Below are 17,382 nucleotides of genomic sequence, written 5' to 3'. Positions count from 1 at the left end.
GATAAAACAAATATTAAAATAAAATCAAGATAAATAATTGAGGAGGTTTTTGTGGAAAAAGTAACAACTAGTTTTAAAAATAGCTATTATCTGAAGTGAATAACAATGGCGAACCTCGCTATATTGAAACAAAAGCGAAGAAGAAAGTTAAACATTCCAGTTGAAAAAAATTAATATAACAATTATTAGGGGAGGTATAACTATGGACACTAGCAATTTGATCATTCGAAATATTAATGATCCTCATGAGTTGGAGAGAATGTATAGAAACGATCCAAAAGCTTTTAAAAAATCATTCTCAAACGCATGGGAACAACATCCTGATTCCCACATTCTTGGGGTTTGGAATGAAAGATTGCATTTCAAAGAGACGGCAAACACAGAAAAATCTTCCTTGCATCAAAAAGGTTTCTTATTCATGGGCATTTTAGCCATGCTAGCCGGGATAAGTACCAGAATCATTTTCCATTTTGTCGAACAGGAGGCAATTGCTCCAATCAACCTGGCTTTTGGTATAATTCCATTTATTGCTGCCTATTTTGTTTACAATAATACTCCGAAAAAAAGTGTGATTTATTCTATTGCAACGTTGTTCCTAGCTTCCGGTTTTTATCTTAATATGCTGCCATTAAATTATAAAGACAGTATTATTCTTGCTTATTTACACTTCCCTATATTCTTGTGGATATTGGTAGGTCTTGCGTTTACAGGAAATGAATATTCAAAAGGCAGTAAAAGATTAGCTTATATTAAATTTAATTTGGAATTTTGTATTCTCTACGCAAGCATGGCAGTTTGCGGAATAATACTAGCAGCATTAACCATGCGATTATTTAGTTTTGTTGGCTTGGATATAGAAGACTTCTATTTTAGTAATGTCGTTTTATTTGGTGCTGCCGCTCTCGCTATCGTGGCTGTATATCTGGTATCAATGAATCTTAAACTTGCTAAGAATATTACACCATATATAGCTAAAATTTTCAGTCCCCTTGTCTTGGTCACATTATTGGTTTATCTTATAACGGTTATATGGGTAGGAAAAAATCCATTCTTAGACCGCAATTTCCTGATTGCCTTTAACGGAATACTCCTTGGTGTATTGGTCGTTACCATATTCTCCATTATCGAGAGTGACTCAGACGAGAAAAAGAACATTTCGGATTATATAAATTTTGCCTTAATTGTTCTTGCGCTTATCATTGACAGTGTGGCTTTGTCAGCCATTGTGTTCAGACTTTCTTCTTATGGGATTACGCCTAATAGACTTGCTGTTTTAGGAGTAAACATACTTATCTGGGCAAATCTAATTTGGATTATGATCTCCTATATCCGTTTTCTACAAAACAAATCCGGCCCTTCAATTATCCAAGATGCTGTTACTAAGTATTTGCCGATCTATGGACTTTGGGCAGCTCTCGTAATATTTACTTTTCCTATAATTTTTAATTAGAAAGGCTAAGTTCATGTAACGAAAAGTTAATCTACTATAACGTATAACTTTTGTACCGATATTATGTTGCTTTTATGTCTCTATCCTATAAATAGAGAGGTTGTTATCACTAAAATTTTTCAAAACCAACAATATTCTAAACCAAAGGAGTAATTCAGTTATGTGCAGAAATATAAGAACATTGTTTAATTTCGACCCACCAGCTACCGAAGATGAGATTCATGCAGCATCACTTCAATACGTCAGAAAGATAACGGGTTATAACAAGCCCTCAAAGGTAAATGAGGAGGCATTTATACGTGCAGTCAATGAGATTGCAATGGTTTCTAGTGAACTAATGAACACACTAGTAACGAGTAGCGAGCCACGGAATCGTGAAGTCGAAGCTGAGCGTGCTCGTATTAGAGCGGCTGAAAGGTATGGAACAGATGAGAGGACTCAAAAATAGAAAAAAGTGAGCATTTGTTTTTTTTATTATTTCATAATTTGGAGGGGTTGTTGAACTACATAACTAGAAAATGATTAAACTTTTTTATGTAAATCAACTTGAATCTGCCTAGGAAGAAACAATTTTGATCAAAATGTAGAAAAACAACTTTAAAAAGAGAGAGAATTTATCTACTACTGATGAGTCCTCTCTCTTTTTTCTATTAATGTTTGTCATAAGTGAACGACACACTTCTCTTTTTATTCTCATAAAAATTTTTCTGTTTTCAATATCCGCACAAAGCTTTCTTAATATACAACAGTTTAAAATTGACTCTAAATAGACATGAAAACAATGTGTAATATAAATACAAAAAAACTAACTATTGAAACTTTTTAGGGAGGATATACGTATAACAATGTATTAAGATCTTGAAGAAAAAGGGATGGAAGCGATAAAGGTGTGCAGCGGGCAAGAAGGGACTTTTGTGTATCCTTTGCAATTTTAATTTTAGGAAGTTCACTCATTCAGGGATACGTTGACCTGGCTAAAAAAATTTAAAAGAAAAGGAAAAGACTTTAAACTAGAATTCAGCTGCATCAGATGTTCTACCAGAAATTTTACAATATAACCATCAAAATGGATATTACTAATCCGTTATCGTTCAATAACAAATAAAAGATTTAGTTGAATAAGGAGTTTAAATTTTTTTAGGGAGACAAAATGAAAAATAAAAACATTTTAAAAACGATAAACTGGGTTGCTTTCGCAACCATTGTATTGGCTGGTATTGTTACAGCTTTAATTACGCTATATGACTTAAATACACAAACTATTTATGGTGAAGAAGGTCAGTCTCGAGCAGGAATACGTTGGGGCTTTTTACATACAATCATTTCAGTTGTTATCCTTTTTATGTCATCTTTTTTAGCTTTGGGTTGGAAACGATTATTTCCTTTTAATGTACCTATAGCAATAATAATAGCTGGTTTTTATTATGTACTATTTTTCCTAACATTCACTATTGGCTGGGTCGGTTTTCTAGGGATATTTGGTTTCTTTATTGCATTTCTAATTGGAGTAGGCTTAATAGTTTCTTACTTAGTACTCTATTTGCTTGAACGTCGCAAGAATACAAAAAAATAGCTGGTTAAAAGTATTTGAAAAGATATTTTATTAGCTAATAGGTGGTTGAGAAAAACGAATTATTTGAAGATAACCATTTTTAAGCATGGAAGTTTAATAAATAGAGTAAAAATTAGGTTTTGATCCTATAGTAGTAGATGGACAGTATTACGATACATGGGGGGTCCCAAAAACAGGAGAATAGTCAAAGCAATAAACTATATAGAGTATATTATCAGATAGTATGGCAGTTCTGGATAAAGCATCTATAAAAACTTAGTGTTAGGTACACAACAGGATTTGATTTTATTATGAAAGGGCTGGTTTGTATGATCATCTTCGCAGAAATTTTACGTGCTGTTTCTATTGGTTTGTTACTTATCACTTCTGGTTTTTATTCTCGGCATCTAGTAAAAACCAAAAAACAACGAAAACTTTCAACTTTCGAATTTAGAATGTATATGATAATTCAGGGTGCTTATCTATTATTTACAATCAGTTTATTGATTTTTATATTTGTTTAATATTTTGTTTTACTAAGAATGATGGTTCAACATCAAAAACATAAGTTATTTTTCCTTCAGGCCAATTTGCAATAATTTCATAAATATAATAGTCACCTTCCGATGGTACGGTTATTTTATTTCCTTTAAGGTCAACATTCCTCATTAATTGAAAAGATTCAAATTGGTTAGTCGATTGCTTATAAAGATTGATGTTTTAAGCTGAACAGAATTATTATTTTATGTCGAGAGGTATATTATGAAATGGAATTTCCATACATAATATACTTTTTTGATTTATAAAATTTATATAGTTTTTGTAACGAATATCGATTTCATTCTATATATGAGTATCAGGGCTAAGAGAAAAGAGAGGAGGTAGCTAGTGGAGGATTTGAGTAAAGTCTATAAATCCTATGCAAATGAAGTAAAACGTTTTCTACTTTGTTTAACATCAAGTGAGGATTTAGCAGAGGAATTAACCCAGGAAACATTTTATCAAGCTGTCAAATCGATTCATCGGTACAATGGTGAATGCAAAATTTCGGTCTGACTATGTCAAATTGCGAAACATAGCTATTATGATTATTTAAAAAAGGCAAAACACCGTAGTCATACGAGCATAGATTATTTAACACAAACTGGTATAGATATACGCTCAAACGAGGATTTACCTGATATTGCACTGATGAAAGAAAATACATTATATGCAATTCATCAAGAAATTCGACAACTACGGGAGCCATATGCTGAAATATTTTTACTTCGAACAACACTGAATTTAAGTTTTAAGGAAATAGGGGACATCTTTGAGAGAAGTGAAAACTGGGCAAGAGTTACATATTACCGGGCAAAATGCAAACTAGCAGAAAGGATGGATTTGGATGAACTGTAATATTATAAAGGATTTATTACCATCCTATATTGATGGTATTTGTAGTGAAGAAACGGTTACAGCAGTAGAAAAACATATAGAACAGTGCCAAAAGTGTAGAACTACTATGGAAATGATGCAACAGCCGACAGTACAAATAGTCGAACCAAATATAAAAGCTGCGAAGGAACCGTTTAAACGCATTAATAAAAAGCGACGTTTTCAAGTGATTGCAGCTATCGTGCTGAGCTTTATAATTTGTATAATTGGTTCTCTCGTCGTGCAAGAAGTAGGAGTTGTTAAGCAATACTTTTTCCCAAAGTTCAGTGGAGTTGTAAAAATAGAAGATAGTATTGATGAATGGCATAATATTAGCTTTTCCGATTTCCACTTTAACGAACATGATTATTTAATATATGATCGACTTTTTTGGAAGAAGGAAATTGTAAATGATGCGAACAGTGAAAGTGATGTGTTACTAAGGGTAAAAGATGAAAAGGGGAAGTTAATTATCGATGAAATTCTAATACCTCCTGGAAAAAGTGTTAAATTAGAGGAATTGAAGGGGAATAAAAAGTATTTTATTGAAATAAAAGCTCCAAAAGGTGGTTTTATTAATATTAATGCGGTTTAATAAATTAATAAGTTAAGATAGAAATCCAGCATTACCCGAAAATAATGGAGCTGCTCAAGCAGCTCTTCATCTACTTTAGTAAATGAATTTTACGTCTTGCAAACAACTATCCTTTGGTATATAGTTTAGTTAACTTAACTAAACCAAGGAGTGTTGAAATTGGAAAATGATCTAGTTTCTAACGGAGATAAGCAAAAGAAACCATTCCTTTTTAAACTTGGAATAGGGCTTCTAGTCCTTTATCCAATATTATGGGGATTTATTGCTATCGTACCATTTACCCCGTTTCCAACCCATATAAAGGCGACTATTATTACAGTTTGTATAGTAGTGGGAGAAATTTTGTTTTTAATAGGTGCAGCTTTTGTTGGGAAAGAAGTAGTGACTAAATATAAAAGTAAGTTAAATCCAAAAAATTGGAGAAGAAAAGATGAAAAATGAAAATTTACCTGAGGAAATCAATCAAACACTGGAAGAATTATGGCTATTAATAGAAGCAAAAGAAAGAAGTTATACGAATTTCCAATTAAATAATCAGCAATATTCACTATTAACATTAATAATTCGGTATCCATCATCCACTCCTACAGAATTAGCAGAAAAAATGAATATTACAAAAAGTGCTATTAGCCAACAGTTAGTAAAGCTAGAGGTTGAGAATTATATTTATAGAAAGCAACATTCAGAAGATAAGCGTATAATTTCAGTTGAATTAGGCGAAAAAGGATTGCTATATAAAAAAGAAACGGAACGATTTATGCAGCAGGTTTCTGAAAACTATTATGCAATTTTATCACCTGAAGAATTAACAAACTTTTTATCCGCCCTTCAAAAGCTAACAAAAGTATTTGATAAACTGTAGTGATTATATGGATGTAACTATCGTTCGTTTATAATTTGAACAACTGTAAAGAGCCTTGCTACGTATAGAATGTAGTAAGGCTCTTAGCTTGAATTTACTTAATTTCAAATGGATAATTTACTTAATACTGGAACCTTTGAGAGTGACAAACGTATTAAAGAGAGGGATAATTCAGAATAAGAAGGTGGTGTTAAGAACGATACTGAATAAGTTAGTTTAGTAGATAAAGTTTTTGAACAAGAATAAGGGATTTCTATGATATTTTAATAGAGTAAAAGTTGATAATAGTAACGTAAAGTCAGATATAGTTTTTTAGAGTAAATAAAAACAGAATGGAGAATAAGAGAATGAAATCAATCAAATTAGGAGCAGGTCTCTTAACCTGTTTCATGCTGTTGGGATGGTCTTCTGAAGATGCTTTCGCTGAACAAACTTGGACATCTAAATGTTCATCCTATGGTGAAATAAAGCCAAACCAAAATCCTTCTTTTCAACAAATGAACTGCTTACTGACGAATGCGGCTTTAGAAGCAAAAATCCCTCCTGAAGTGGTTAAAGCAGTTGCTTCGAGAGAAAATGGAGCATGGAAACAGTTTGATGAAAATGGTCAGCCTGTAATTTCAACTGACAAGGGTATTGGACTTATGCAAATTACGAATCAATCAAGCTATGATCAAGAACGATTAAAATACGATATTAACTACAATATTCAGGCAGGCATTGAAATTCTTAGCGGTATGTATCATCGTACAGATTTGCCTAAAATCAAAGGAGCTGGACCAGAAGTAATCGAAAATTGGTACTTCCCAGTTATGGCTTATAATGGTACAAAGCCTGTTAATAGTCCTCTCTATCAGTCTACTGGTTTGAGGAATGAAAAGGCTTACCAAGAAAAAGTGTTTGCTTTTATTGAAAAAGATAGTTACCTAAATGGCACGAAATTAGGGCAGCTTTCTTTCAGTACGGCTGATTTCGATTATAACAGTAGCAGTAGTGAAAATATTGCTTTCCAAAGGAAGGAATATACATTAACGTCTCCTATGCATACCACTGCCTATCAGTTCAAAAAAGGAGACAAGGTATCGATAACAGAAGACATCGTAAAATTAAGATCACAACCTAGCACCTCTTCAAATGCAAAAAACTTAACTAGAAATACTACTTTGACTATTGAAGGGAATTTCGTATATGACCAGTCTTCGACAAGTTTAAATCAATTTGTATGGTACCCAGTTAAAACGGAGGATCAAAAGTTAGCAGGTTATATTTCCTCTGCATATATTACGAAGAAGCTAGGTGGAACACCTGTAAAAGTGATGTGGGGAAAAACGGAACTAAAAATTGGGCAAATCGGAAAAGTTACTATTCTATCAAATACAAACTTAGTCAAAATGGAGAGTAATGGTTCACTGACTACGGTCCGTTCTTTGAAAAAAGGGGAAGAATATCGAGTTTATAGCTATAAGAGTGATCAGGGTGGTTTATATGGTGTAGGTGGAGAGAGTTACATTCAGAAGTCTACAAATATAAAATATGAAACACCATCTAAAAGCAAGCTGGCATTACTAGCACAGTAAACATAACACATTGATAAGCAAACAAAAACCCAAGGAGGATTGATAGTATGAGAAGAAATATTTTTTTTGCATAGCAAAGGCTATTGCAAAATAAAAGAAAATAGCCTTTGTTCTTCCTAAGATAATAAAAATAATTAGGAGTGCAATAAATGAGCTATAAAAAAGCACATAATCTATTACCAGCTGAGTTGATTGAGTTAATACAAAAATATGTTGACGGTGAATATATTTATATTCCTAGAAAAAAAGATAATAAACAGGGATGGGGAACCTCTACTGCTATAAGACGAGAATTGGATATAAGAAATTCAAGTATTTATAAGGATTATCTATCGGGAATGGATATAGATACTTTGGGTAGAAAATATTATTTGTCATCTAAAAGTATTCAAAGAATTGTACTAAAAGAAAAAAGAACAAGCTTTTGAATTGAGTCAATGTGGTTTTATACTGCATTGGCTTATTCTTTTTTATGAAATAAGTATAAGGTTTTTCTCGCATACTTAGTTAGATATAATTTATTCAACTGTTGTAAATGCTAGGAGAAAATGAAGATTTTTATAAAGGAGAATTTTAAAATGTTGTTTATAACCATTGAAAAGGCAAGTATTATAGATGCTGAAAAATTAACAGAAATTATGAAGAGGACTTTTGATTTGGAAGTAAAAAAATGGCTTCCAAATCAAGACAAAGTAATCGATTTCAACTTGCAGCCACCAGGATATTCTTCTATTGAAATGACTAAGTACATGATTAGGGAATTAGAATATTTTAAAGTCTTATTGGACAAAGAAATCATAGGTGGAATTATAATAACTATTTCTGGAGAAAATTACGGAAGAATAGACCGAATTTTCGTTGAACCTAACTATCAAGGTAAAGGAATCGGTTCAACAATTATAAATTTAATAGAGGAAGAGTTTCCCAATGTAAGGACTTGGGACCTTGAGACCTCAAGCAGACAAATTAGTAATCATTATTTTTACGAAAAAATGGGTTATAGAACCTCATTTATAACTGAAGAGGAATATGGGTACCTGAAGAAAATCGAAACTGTATTAGAAAAAGAAAGCTTAGTTGAAAATAAAAATATTTCAAGTAGTCAATACGAGAATTGCGACATGACAAATACAGAGTGCTATCGCGTTAATTTAGAAGTAAGTTCGTTTAGTAACAGTAATCTAATGTATAATCATATTAGTAATTGTAATCTTAGCTATTCAAAGTTCCATAATATCAATCTCAAAAATTCACTCTTTGCCGATTTAAATTTTTCAAATACGGATATGATACATGTCACTTTAAGTGGGGTTAAATTCATGGATACAAATCTTGGGGAGGAAAATAAGCCAATCTTCTTTGAAAGATGTGATCTAGGTGGAAGTAAGTTTATTAACTGTAATCTTAGAAATATTGAAATACAAGCGAGTGATGTAACTGGAATGAAAATAGACAATGTTCCAATAGAAGAACTAATGGCGGCGTATTATGATTTAAATAAAAACTAATCGATGCTTGTGATTATAGTTGTCGACGACAAGTGTTTAATCTCTCATACTTGAGACGTATATAAATTCATCCTTGGGACTTGCGAACATTCATTGTTCATTTGCTATATTTATATATAAATATAAGTATAGAGGATGTGTCATATGAAAGGTCTAAAAAAATTAGCTGTAATTTTCAGTTTATTCATTATATTATTGCTAATAGTAGCACTTTTTTCTCCCACGTGGACTAAGCAAATAGAAGGTAATAATAGTATTAGTGTATTAGAACAAGTGGAAATTAACAAAAGTTTACACGAAATTATGATACGTGGAAAGAATAAAGACAATCCAGTTATTATTGTTGTACATGGAGGACCTGGAACCCCTGAAATTCCATATGTAAAGCAATATCAAGACTTGTTTGAAACCAATTTCACTGTCGTCCATTACGATCAAAGAGCAAGTGGTAAATCATATCATTTTTTTGAGGACTATTCTAATCTTTCAACAGATTTATTGGTAGAGGACTTATTAGCTCTGACAGATTACATATCAGAAAGGCTTAAAACAGAAAAGGTAATATTAATGGGTCATTCTGCTGGCACATATATTGGAATGCAAGCAGCATATAAAGCTCCTGAAAAATACGAAGCATACATTGGTATCGGGCAGATGAGCGATACCGGTGAAAGCGAGCTGCATAGTTTGTCCTACGTTATTGATCAAGCTCAAAAGGTTGGGAACAGTGAGGATGTTTTATATTTGCGTGGATTGTCTGAACAGATTAAAAACGGAGATATGGTTACTCCAAGAAATTATGTTATGAAGTATGGCGGTTCTGCAAGACTCATTGATGATCCAGGTGACAATATAAGCGTCTTATTAAGCAGCGAGTATAATTTATTAGATGTCTTTCGTTATAACTATGGGATGAGATTTACTCAACAGAAGTTGTTACCGGATATATTAGAAAATCCATTACCATCTATCGTAACTGAACTTAAAATTCCCTTCTATTTTGTTATGGGAAAATATGATTTCATGACTTCATCAGATGCAGCAAAAAACTATTTTGATACGATTGTAGCTAAGCAAAAAGGATTTATTTCTTTTGAGCAATCTGCTCATTATCCACAGTTTGAAGAAAAAGAAAAATTTTATAAATGGATGACCGAAACGTTTGTTAATGAATATAACTGATCAATCATTTTATTGAACTTAGTAATATACGAACAGATTGTTCTTAATGCGAAACTGGGGGTTATGAAACCAATGACGAAAGTGGCAATTAGGTTCTATATTATTGCTTTAATACTCTACTTCATCAGTTTTCTTGGAGGCTTTTCTGTAGGTTTATATATATTATTGCCCACTATTTTTGTTTTGTTACTTGGAATAGCAGTAAGCCTTGGATTATTAAAAAAACACAAGTATTATATAGTGCCCATCATCACATCAATCGTAATATGCGGTATAACATATCTTTTATGGCATTCCTTAGTCTACTATGTAGATGATTATTATATCTTCTATCCTTTTACGTTTTTTGTTTAATATATTTTATCGCTTTATTGAAACAATTTTCATCCACTGTGTTGCTGCTTTTCTATGTCTACAAGCGTAGTTGACACGCTAGTATAGTTTGAAAACACACCAGTATAAAATTGGAGGTAGAATGATGGATATAGATAAGGATAGGTTCTTTTTAGAAATGGCTTTGGAAGAGGCGGAGCAAGCGCTAAAGGAAAATACATATCCTGTAGGTGCAGTAATCGTTGATGAAAACTTCAACTTAATTTCAAGAGGACGTAATAGGGTGCATCCGTCTAACGATGCAACTGCCCACGCGGAAATTGATGCTATTAGAAATGCGGGGGAAGCCATATTTAATGCAAAAATAAAAAAAGAAAAGTTCACTATCTATTCTTCATTAGAGCCATGTCCAATGTGTACGGGTGGGATTCTATTTGCCAATATTAAAAGAGTAGTTTGGCTTCTCAATGATGAGGATGGATTTGGCGGTTATAGAAAAATCAAGGATACAAAGGTCTTCGATGAAAGGTTTGATAGAGTTGAAATGGTTGTAGAACCATATGAAGATCTAAAAAACTGGCAAAAAGAGCTGATGAACAAATGGGCCATGAACCCGAATAATGTTATAAACTTACGAGAAACAGTAAAATAGGGTTACTTAAGCAACTTATTCGATATTAACTCCATAAAAGGAAGTGTAAACGATGAATTTGGAAATGGTTATGCAAGAGCTTGAAGCTTTGGGCAAGGAACGAACAAAAAAAATATACGTATCAAATGGAGCACAAGAACCGCTTTTTGGGGTGGCCACCGGCGCTATGAAACCAATCTCAAAGAAAATAAAAATAAATCAGTCATTAGCCGAAGAGCTTTATGCTACTGGAAATTACGATGCAATGTATTTTGCGGGCATTATAGCAGATCCAAATGCTATGACTGAGTCGGATTATGATCGTTGGATGGATACAGCTTACTTTTATATGCTATCCGATTTTGTAGTGGCTGTTACTTTATCAGAGTCGGATATTGCACAAGAAGTTTCTGATAAATGGATTACAAGCGGTGAAGACTTGAGAATGTCTGCAGGCTGGAGTTGCTACTGTTGGCTTTTAGGGAACCGAAAAGACGTGGAATTTTCAGAGAGTAAAATTTCTAATATGCTTGATATAGTGAAAAATACGATACATGATTCACCAGAACGTACAAAATCCGCCATGAATAACTTTCTATACACGGTAGGAGTTTCCTACATACCGCTCCATGAAAAAGCTATCGAGACTGCTAAAGAAATAGGTATTGTCGAAGTCAAACGGGACACGAAAAAAAGTAGTTTCCTAAATGCTTATGAAAATATACAAAAAGTAGTCGATAAAGGAAGGCTTGGTTTTAAACGTAAGCATGTTCGTTGTTAAACTTGTCTCACCCAGAGAAACATGTAAAAAATGTAACACATATTTCAGCTAATTAGATGGTTAAATTATGGCAGAATAATACATCAATAGTGGATTTTACTCAATAAAATTGGGGGATAGAAAATGGATGTAAGGACACTTTTGTTACAACAATGGGAAAGCTGCTTAGATAAAGAAGAATGGTTTCCACCGCTTGAAAAAGTACTTGAGAATATTACTTTGGAACAGGCAATTTGGAAACCAGTTGAGGAGGCACATTCCATTTGGGAATTAGTTTGTCATTTACTTTTCTATGAAAAGAGAATTCTGTTACGCTTTCTTGGTGAAACAGCTAATGAACCAAAAGCAGAAAATAATGACGCTACATATCGATTACCAACGGAGACCTTTTCAAATTGGAAGGAAACAAAACAAGAATACTTTTCTGTTCATCGTGAATTAGCAAAAATATTAACAAAATCAGAACTAGAAGATTTGTATAGGCCGATTCCCGATGACAATCCATTAGTGATTGAACTGAAGAGCTTAGCAATGCACAACGCCTATCATATCGGGCAAATTGTATTCCTTTGTAAAATGCAAGGAGCCTGGGTAGGGAAACGCAGCTTTTAAAGCGTCATTAGATTACCAATTATAATGCTTCATAGGAATGAACCTGTTTTGATCAATCGATTTTCAAAACAGGTTCATTTAATTATATTTTTTAATGATAATTTTCTATTTTAGGTGACTGGAGCTTATTTCAATATTTCTAACTAATTTAATATGAAAGGGCGAAAAATGAAAAAAATACATATTTTCGGTGCTGCTGGTTCGGGGACATCTACATTGGGAGAATCATTATCAAATGAACTACGTTATTCCCATCTCGACACAGATAATTATTTCTGGTTGAATAAATTTACCGACCAAAGAGAAGTAGAGAACAGAAAGAAAATGTTGAAAGAAGACTTATCAAAGTATGAGCGATCTATTCTATCAGGAGCTCTATGTGGATGGGGAGACTGTTTTAAATCTTATTTTGATTTGGTAATATTTTTATGGATTCCACAAAATATTCGTATGGAAAGGCTGCAGCAAAGAGAGTTTCATAGATATGGCAAAGAAATATTAGCTGGAGGCAGCAAACATGAACAATACATGGAGTTCATGGATTGGGCTTCCTTATATGATCATGGGGGAATGGAAGTTAGAAGTAGAATACTGCACGAAAGTTGGATGGACGATTTAACTTGTCCAGTGTTGAGAATTGAAGGAGATCATACAGTACAAGAAAGAGTAAAAATCACTTTAGAATACCTTGAACAAATGAGCTTCAGAAAGTGAATTGGAACTATCTTGCAAGGGAGGAGTATAGATGAGAACTTTACTAGAATTAACACGTATAATTTTTATATTCACTTTTTTCGGAGCTATAGGGGGAGCGATTATAATTAATACGTATACAAGGGTAGGTGTACATGAAGATTATTTTATGTTTGGTGGAATAGCAATTTTGTTGCTACTCTTTATTATGTATCGCAATAAGTGGCAGTTTTCAGGATGGTATAAAGGGAAAGGCAGAGTAAAGCTCCCTAAACTTGTTTCCCGAACACTAATTTTAGTTTCTATTGTATTAATAGTCTCACCATTTATATTGAGTCCTTTATTAAAATAAAACGACAACAAGGCTCTTTTAAATGGTCCTTTTCAACCTTCTTAAATGAAAATAAATATTAATTATTGAAGAAGAATGACTAGAAAGGAGCAAATATGAAGAGCAGATTAGAAAAAAGGTTAAAATATTTATATACGGGGGAAAGTTTTGCATTAATCTTATTCATACCTCTAAGTTTCTTAATTAATTACACATATCCTGCACTGCATTTATATTCTCTTCTTTCTTTTTGGATTTCCTTTTTCTTATTGGAGTTTATCCTCATTCAAGGAACTTATTATTGGCATTCCAAATGGAAGTGTTTAATTACTGAAAACACATCTATCACTCCAATCAAAACTGTTAGACTGCTGGGGAAATTGAAAACAATAAACGTGGGTATAATAATTTTTTCTATTATTTTATTTGTTATCGATGTACTGTTACACTATCCCAGTCTACCAATTAGTGGATTGTTAATCAGCGGATTTATATTTATTTTCGCTATACTCGAATTTATTAATTATTTCTATATCCAATTATCCTATGATAATTTATCTGACATTAGATATTTAATGAAAACAATGAAATTTAAACCTTCTTCTTTAAGCAAAGATTTTAAGCGTGTTGGACTAAAAGAGTAATATTATCGATATCGCTAATTTGATTGATTATCCGACTGAACAAAAATAGTTTGGTGTTCAATGGGTGCTTTAGCAGTACAAGACCATCATTTTTCGATGGTCTATTTATTGAAGAACCATCTACTCGTAGTTAGACATGTAATCCCCTTCTTCAAAAATTTCTCTTGGACTTTTAGAAGTCCATTCTTCTACTGTTGCATCGGGATGTAAGTTTAAGTAAGATCTAATCATTTTATAGCCTTCACTATAGCCATAATAGTCAGGTAAACCTTTAGAGCCTCCTAATATAAACTCATTGGTACCACTACTTTCAAGATATGTTTCGATCTGTCTCCAATATTCCTTGTTAAAGCTTTCGTCAAGCACATATTCTGTACTGTTTGTATCCGGGTACATTAAGGTTTCAAACATTATGGCAGACCCCTCCATAATTATATTATCTAAAACTGTAAAAAAATAATCCTTCGAATAATGCATTTCGGTCCAAACACTATGATGATATTCATGGGAAATACCAGCTTTAGTAAAATTGTCAAGCTCACTCAATTCAAAATAATTATTAAGATCACTGAGTAAAACTGTCATTTTCCCTGTTCCTAATGTCATCATGTCCGAAGGAAATCTTTCAATATCAGGAAACACACACACGGTTGTTTTTTTATCTGAGGAAAGTATGTCTGAGGATTTAACAAGGGATTCCTCAATTAACTTGGTCATATGTTCTTTATCCAATGATTCAATTTGATTCTTGATACTATTAAAATCACTTTCTTCCGGTGCCCATTCATATACACTAAATCTATCGTATTCCGCATCTTTAAAACATGCATCATATACTGGTTCGATAACCACTTGTTTATATAACTGATATGGTGATTCATCTGGGTTATCCTTTACAGTTTCAAAATAGTTTTCATAGAGCGTGTATGCATGAATTATATTAAATTCTTGACCCGTATTGGGGTTTTTAAAAGAATAGGTTATATTTTGTTGTTCATTTTCCATAATTTTATTCTCGTGAGAGGGTTCGGTTTGCTTACAGGCTGATAAAATAAAAATTACTAGAAGCATACAAAATGAAACTAACGCTTTATTTGCGATATTCACAAATTTCTTCTCCTTTTCCTACATCGTCTTATTTCCTTCACATTCCATTTTATCTGAAATTTCAACCACTTCATACTATTGATATGTATACAACTTAGTTTTTCCAATTATTTTGGTCTTTTACCATTAAAACCTTCTTGAATAAAAACAAACGTTCGGCATATAATAAGAACAAACGTTCTTTTGCGGAGGAGAAGATAGATGATGCATGAAGGCTTAAAAGATCGAAAAATTATATGCATTGATATACGAAGCTTTTTTGCAAGCTGTGCAGCAGTGGATAATGGGTTAGATGTGGAGGAGACACCAATTGCTGTAGTTGGTGATTTAGAGCATAAGGGAGGCATAGTACTGGCCGCTTCTCCTAGGATGAAAAAAGAATTTGGTGTAAAAACGGGAACACGATTATACGAAATTCCCAATCACCCGTCTATTCGTTTAATCGAAGCGAGAATGGAGTTTTTTGTGCGGGTTTCTGCTGAAATAACACGCTATTTAAATCAATTTGTGCCAAATGAAGCCATCCATGTGTATAGCGTTGATGAATGCTTTGTCGACCTAGGTGGCACTGAAAAGTTATGGGGTCCCATTGAAAATACGATCAAGCAGATAAAAGACGGATTGTATAAACAATTTCAATTGCCGTGTGCGGTTGGGATGGGGCCTAATATGTTAATGGCAAAGCTAGCCCTAGATTTAGATGCGAAAAAAACAGGCTTTGCAAAATGGGCATATAAAGACGTAGGTCAAAAATTATGGCCGATTACGTTAAGCAATATGTGGGGAATCGGCTCTCGTCTAGAAAAAACATTGAATAATATGGGAATTTTCACTGTGGGACAGTTAGCACATACGCCGCTTACAATATTAGAAGAGAAATTTGGCATCATGGGAAATCAACTGTTTTATCATGCATGGGGAATCGATTACTCGGAACTAGGGGCACCTTTAGCAGAGGGACAAATCAGTTATGGAAAGGGGCAAATGTTGTTTCGCGATTACCGATCGAAAAAAGAGATTATGACGGTTGTCCTAGAGATGTGTGAGGACGTAGCAAGACGTGCACGTGAGGCCGAAATGGTCGGGAGAACGATCCATCTTGCCGTTGGTTACAGCAACAGTGCATTAGGTGGGGGATTTAACCGTTCACGTTCCATTGATGAACCAACAAATGCCACGATGCCTATTTATAAAGTATGCGAGGAAATATTCGACGAGTTTTACGATCACCGCCCTGTTCGAAAATTGTCCATTTCCATTACAAATTTGGAACCAGAGCATTCCATGCAGCTCAGCCTATTTGAAGAAAATAAATGGAAAGAACGTGAATTGGGGAAAACGATGGATTTACTCCGAAGTAAATATGGTTCCACTGCGATATTGCGTGCAGTATCCTATACCGAAGCAGGGACAGCTATAGCCCGTGCCGGTCTACTTGGTGGTCATAAGAAATGATAGCTTAACCAAACGTTTCATGCGTTTGGTTTTTTGGTTTGAAAGTGGAAGCCAATAGAACTAATTCGTCATTTTCATACGAGGAGAGATTTGAGTACTCCTACAAATAAGTCAGACATAATTTCTTCAATTGAAATACCCTAGTCTCTTTAATTTTAGCAGTAGGATTCTTAGAAAATTTCTTCCTCTATGGTGCAATTTAGATGAACGAAAAAACGAAATATTTGTGAAACTAAATACTTTTTTAATCGTATGTATATTAGTTACTATATTTTGATAAATCAAATGGGGGACAGGACAATATGAAACGAAGGTTAATAACCATTGTTTTAACTCTATTAGTTTTGATAGGATTGAGTTTCGGTATAGCATATTTCACACACACAACATTCATTGACTATTCATTTTTGATTGGATTAGCGGCCACAGTAAGTATTTGGTTTTTTAATTCTAAGGGTGGTTTTGGTTCTCGGCGCTTGAATGGGAACATTCAAGGCTCCACAGGTATTCGAATGGAAAATAAGAGTTTTGAGTTTGCACCTAATTACGCCTTTTTTACATCTTTAGTGTACACCATCATAACAATCGCAGCAGTATTTTATAATTACAGAAGTTATTTCTAAGAGTTCAATTGAAAGGTTCTAAATACTTCT

General features: G+C 33.4%; 21 protein-coding genes. 20 read left to right on the top strand and 1 reads right to left on the bottom strand.

Going from position 1 to position 17,382, the window contains the following annotated elements:
* Window positions 1-202: 202 nt before the first annotated feature.
* From FS486_RS04445 to FS486_RS04360, 18 genes are all read left to right on the top strand, one after another.
* Window positions 203-1,450 carry a DUF4153 domain-containing protein gene (locus tag FS486_RS04445; RefSeq protein WP_144510106.1) on the top strand — a complete coding sequence of 416 codons (1,248 nt, stop codon included), beginning with the start codon at window positions 203-205 and terminating at the stop codon, window positions 1,448-1,450.
* Window positions 1,451-1,610: 160 nt separating this feature from the next.
* Window positions 1,611-1,898, top strand: a complete 288-nt coding sequence (locus FS486_RS04440) for a DUF2277 domain-containing protein (RefSeq protein WP_144510105.1) — start codon at window positions 1,611-1,613, stop codon at window positions 1,896-1,898.
* 702 nt (window positions 1,899-2,600) lie between these two features.
* Entirely contained in the window at window positions 2,601-3,023 is a 423-nt protein-coding gene (locus FS486_RS04435; protein ID WP_144510104.1) for an RND transporter, read from the top strand.
* 867 nt (window positions 3,024-3,890) lie between these two features.
* Window positions 3,891-4,058, top strand: coding sequence for a sigma factor (locus tag FS486_RS20275; RefSeq protein ID WP_222122576.1), 168 nt, complete (start codon window positions 3,891-3,893; stop codon window positions 4,056-4,058).
* 135 nt (window positions 4,059-4,193) lie between these two features.
* A complete protein-coding gene (locus FS486_RS20270; protein WP_222122575.1) occupies window positions 4,194-4,400 on the top strand; it encodes a sigma factor-like helix-turn-helix DNA-binding protein in 207 nt (68 codons plus the stop codon).
* Entirely contained in the window at window positions 4,390-5,013 is a 624-nt protein-coding gene (locus tag FS486_RS04420; RefSeq protein ID WP_144510102.1) for a zf-HC2 domain-containing protein, read from the top strand. The genes FS486_RS20270 and FS486_RS04420 overlap by 11 nt, the downstream gene beginning before the upstream one ends.
* A gap of 159 nt (window positions 5,014-5,172) precedes the next feature.
* Complete coding sequence (locus FS486_RS04415) at window positions 5,173-5,454, top strand: transporter suffix domain-containing protein (protein WP_144510101.1); 282 nt, start codon at window positions 5,173-5,175, stop codon at window positions 5,452-5,454.
* Window positions 5,444-5,875 (top strand): MarR family winged helix-turn-helix transcriptional regulator, encoded by a 432-nt coding sequence (locus tag FS486_RS04410; protein WP_144510100.1) that lies wholly within the window; start codon window positions 5,444-5,446, stop codon window positions 5,873-5,875. The genes FS486_RS04415 and FS486_RS04410 overlap by 11 nt, the downstream gene beginning before the upstream one ends.
* Window positions 5,876-6,222: 347 nt before the next feature.
* Window positions 6,223-7,452, top strand: coding sequence for a transglycosylase SLT domain-containing protein (locus FS486_RS04405; RefSeq protein ID WP_144510099.1), 1,230 nt, complete (start codon window positions 6,223-6,225; stop codon window positions 7,450-7,452).
* 149 nt (window positions 7,453-7,601) lie between these two features.
* Complete coding sequence (locus FS486_RS04400; protein ID WP_144510098.1) at window positions 7,602-7,880, top strand: CD3324 family protein; 279 nt, start codon at window positions 7,602-7,604, stop codon at window positions 7,878-7,880.
* A gap of 150 nt (window positions 7,881-8,030) precedes the next feature.
* Window positions 8,031-8,960, top strand: a complete 930-nt coding sequence (locus FS486_RS04395; protein WP_144510097.1) for a GNAT family N-acetyltransferase — start codon at window positions 8,031-8,033, stop codon at window positions 8,958-8,960.
* Between the two features lie 144 nt (window positions 8,961-9,104).
* Window positions 9,105-10,142, top strand: coding sequence for an alpha/beta hydrolase (locus FS486_RS04390; RefSeq protein WP_144510096.1), 1,038 nt, complete (start codon window positions 9,105-9,107; stop codon window positions 10,140-10,142).
* Between the two features lie 478 nt (window positions 10,143-10,620).
* A complete protein-coding gene (locus tag FS486_RS04385) occupies window positions 10,621-11,127 on the top strand; it encodes a nucleoside deaminase (protein ID WP_144510219.1) in 507 nt (168 codons plus the stop codon).
* 52 nt (window positions 11,128-11,179) lie between these two features.
* Window positions 11,180-11,887, top strand: a complete 708-nt coding sequence (locus FS486_RS04380) for a DNA alkylation repair protein (RefSeq protein ID WP_144510095.1) — start codon at window positions 11,180-11,182, stop codon at window positions 11,885-11,887.
* 123 nt (window positions 11,888-12,010) lie between these two features.
* Entirely contained in the window at window positions 12,011-12,499 is a 489-nt protein-coding gene (locus FS486_RS04375) for a DinB family protein (RefSeq protein ID WP_144510094.1), read from the top strand.
* Window positions 12,500-12,667: 168 nt separating this feature from the next.
* Window positions 12,668-13,213 (top strand): ATP-binding protein, encoded by a 546-nt coding sequence (locus tag FS486_RS04370; protein ID WP_144510093.1) that lies wholly within the window; start codon window positions 12,668-12,670, stop codon window positions 13,211-13,213.
* 31 nt (window positions 13,214-13,244) lie between these two features.
* Window positions 13,245-13,544, top strand: a complete 300-nt coding sequence (locus tag FS486_RS04365; RefSeq protein WP_144510092.1) for a hypothetical protein — start codon at window positions 13,245-13,247, stop codon at window positions 13,542-13,544.
* Window positions 13,545-13,639: 95 nt separating this feature from the next.
* A complete protein-coding gene (locus FS486_RS04360) occupies window positions 13,640-14,167 on the top strand; it encodes a general stress protein (RefSeq protein WP_144510091.1) in 528 nt (175 codons plus the stop codon).
* A 120-nt stretch (window positions 14,168-14,287) separates the two neighbouring features.
* Here the strand turns inward: FS486_RS04360 and FS486_RS04355 are convergent, their stop codons facing one another.
* Window positions 14,288-15,274 (bottom strand): DUF2268 domain-containing putative Zn-dependent protease, encoded by a 987-nt coding sequence (locus tag FS486_RS04355; RefSeq protein WP_144510090.1) that lies wholly within the window; start codon window positions 15,272-15,274, stop codon window positions 14,288-14,290.
* 204 nt (window positions 15,275-15,478) lie between these two features.
* Between FS486_RS04355 and FS486_RS04350 the strand changes: the two genes are divergently transcribed.
* Window positions 15,479-16,729, top strand: coding sequence for a Y-family DNA polymerase (locus FS486_RS04350; protein WP_144510218.1), 1,251 nt, complete (start codon window positions 15,479-15,481; stop codon window positions 16,727-16,729).
* A gap of 302 nt (window positions 16,730-17,031) precedes the next feature.
* Window positions 17,032-17,352: a hypothetical protein gene (locus tag FS486_RS04345; RefSeq protein WP_144510089.1), complete on the top strand. Its 321-nt coding sequence runs from the start codon at window positions 17,032-17,034 to the stop codon at window positions 17,350-17,352.
* The last annotated feature ends 30 nt before the right edge of the window (window positions 17,353-17,382 follow it).

It is taken from the genome of Bacillus sp. FJAT-22090 (genome assembly GCF_007676755.1).
GTDB lineage: Bacteria > Bacillota > Bacilli > Bacillales_A > Planococcaceae > Psychrobacillus.
Note: the sequence above shows the minus strand (reverse complement) of the source record. Positions and strands in the feature narration are given on the sequence as shown.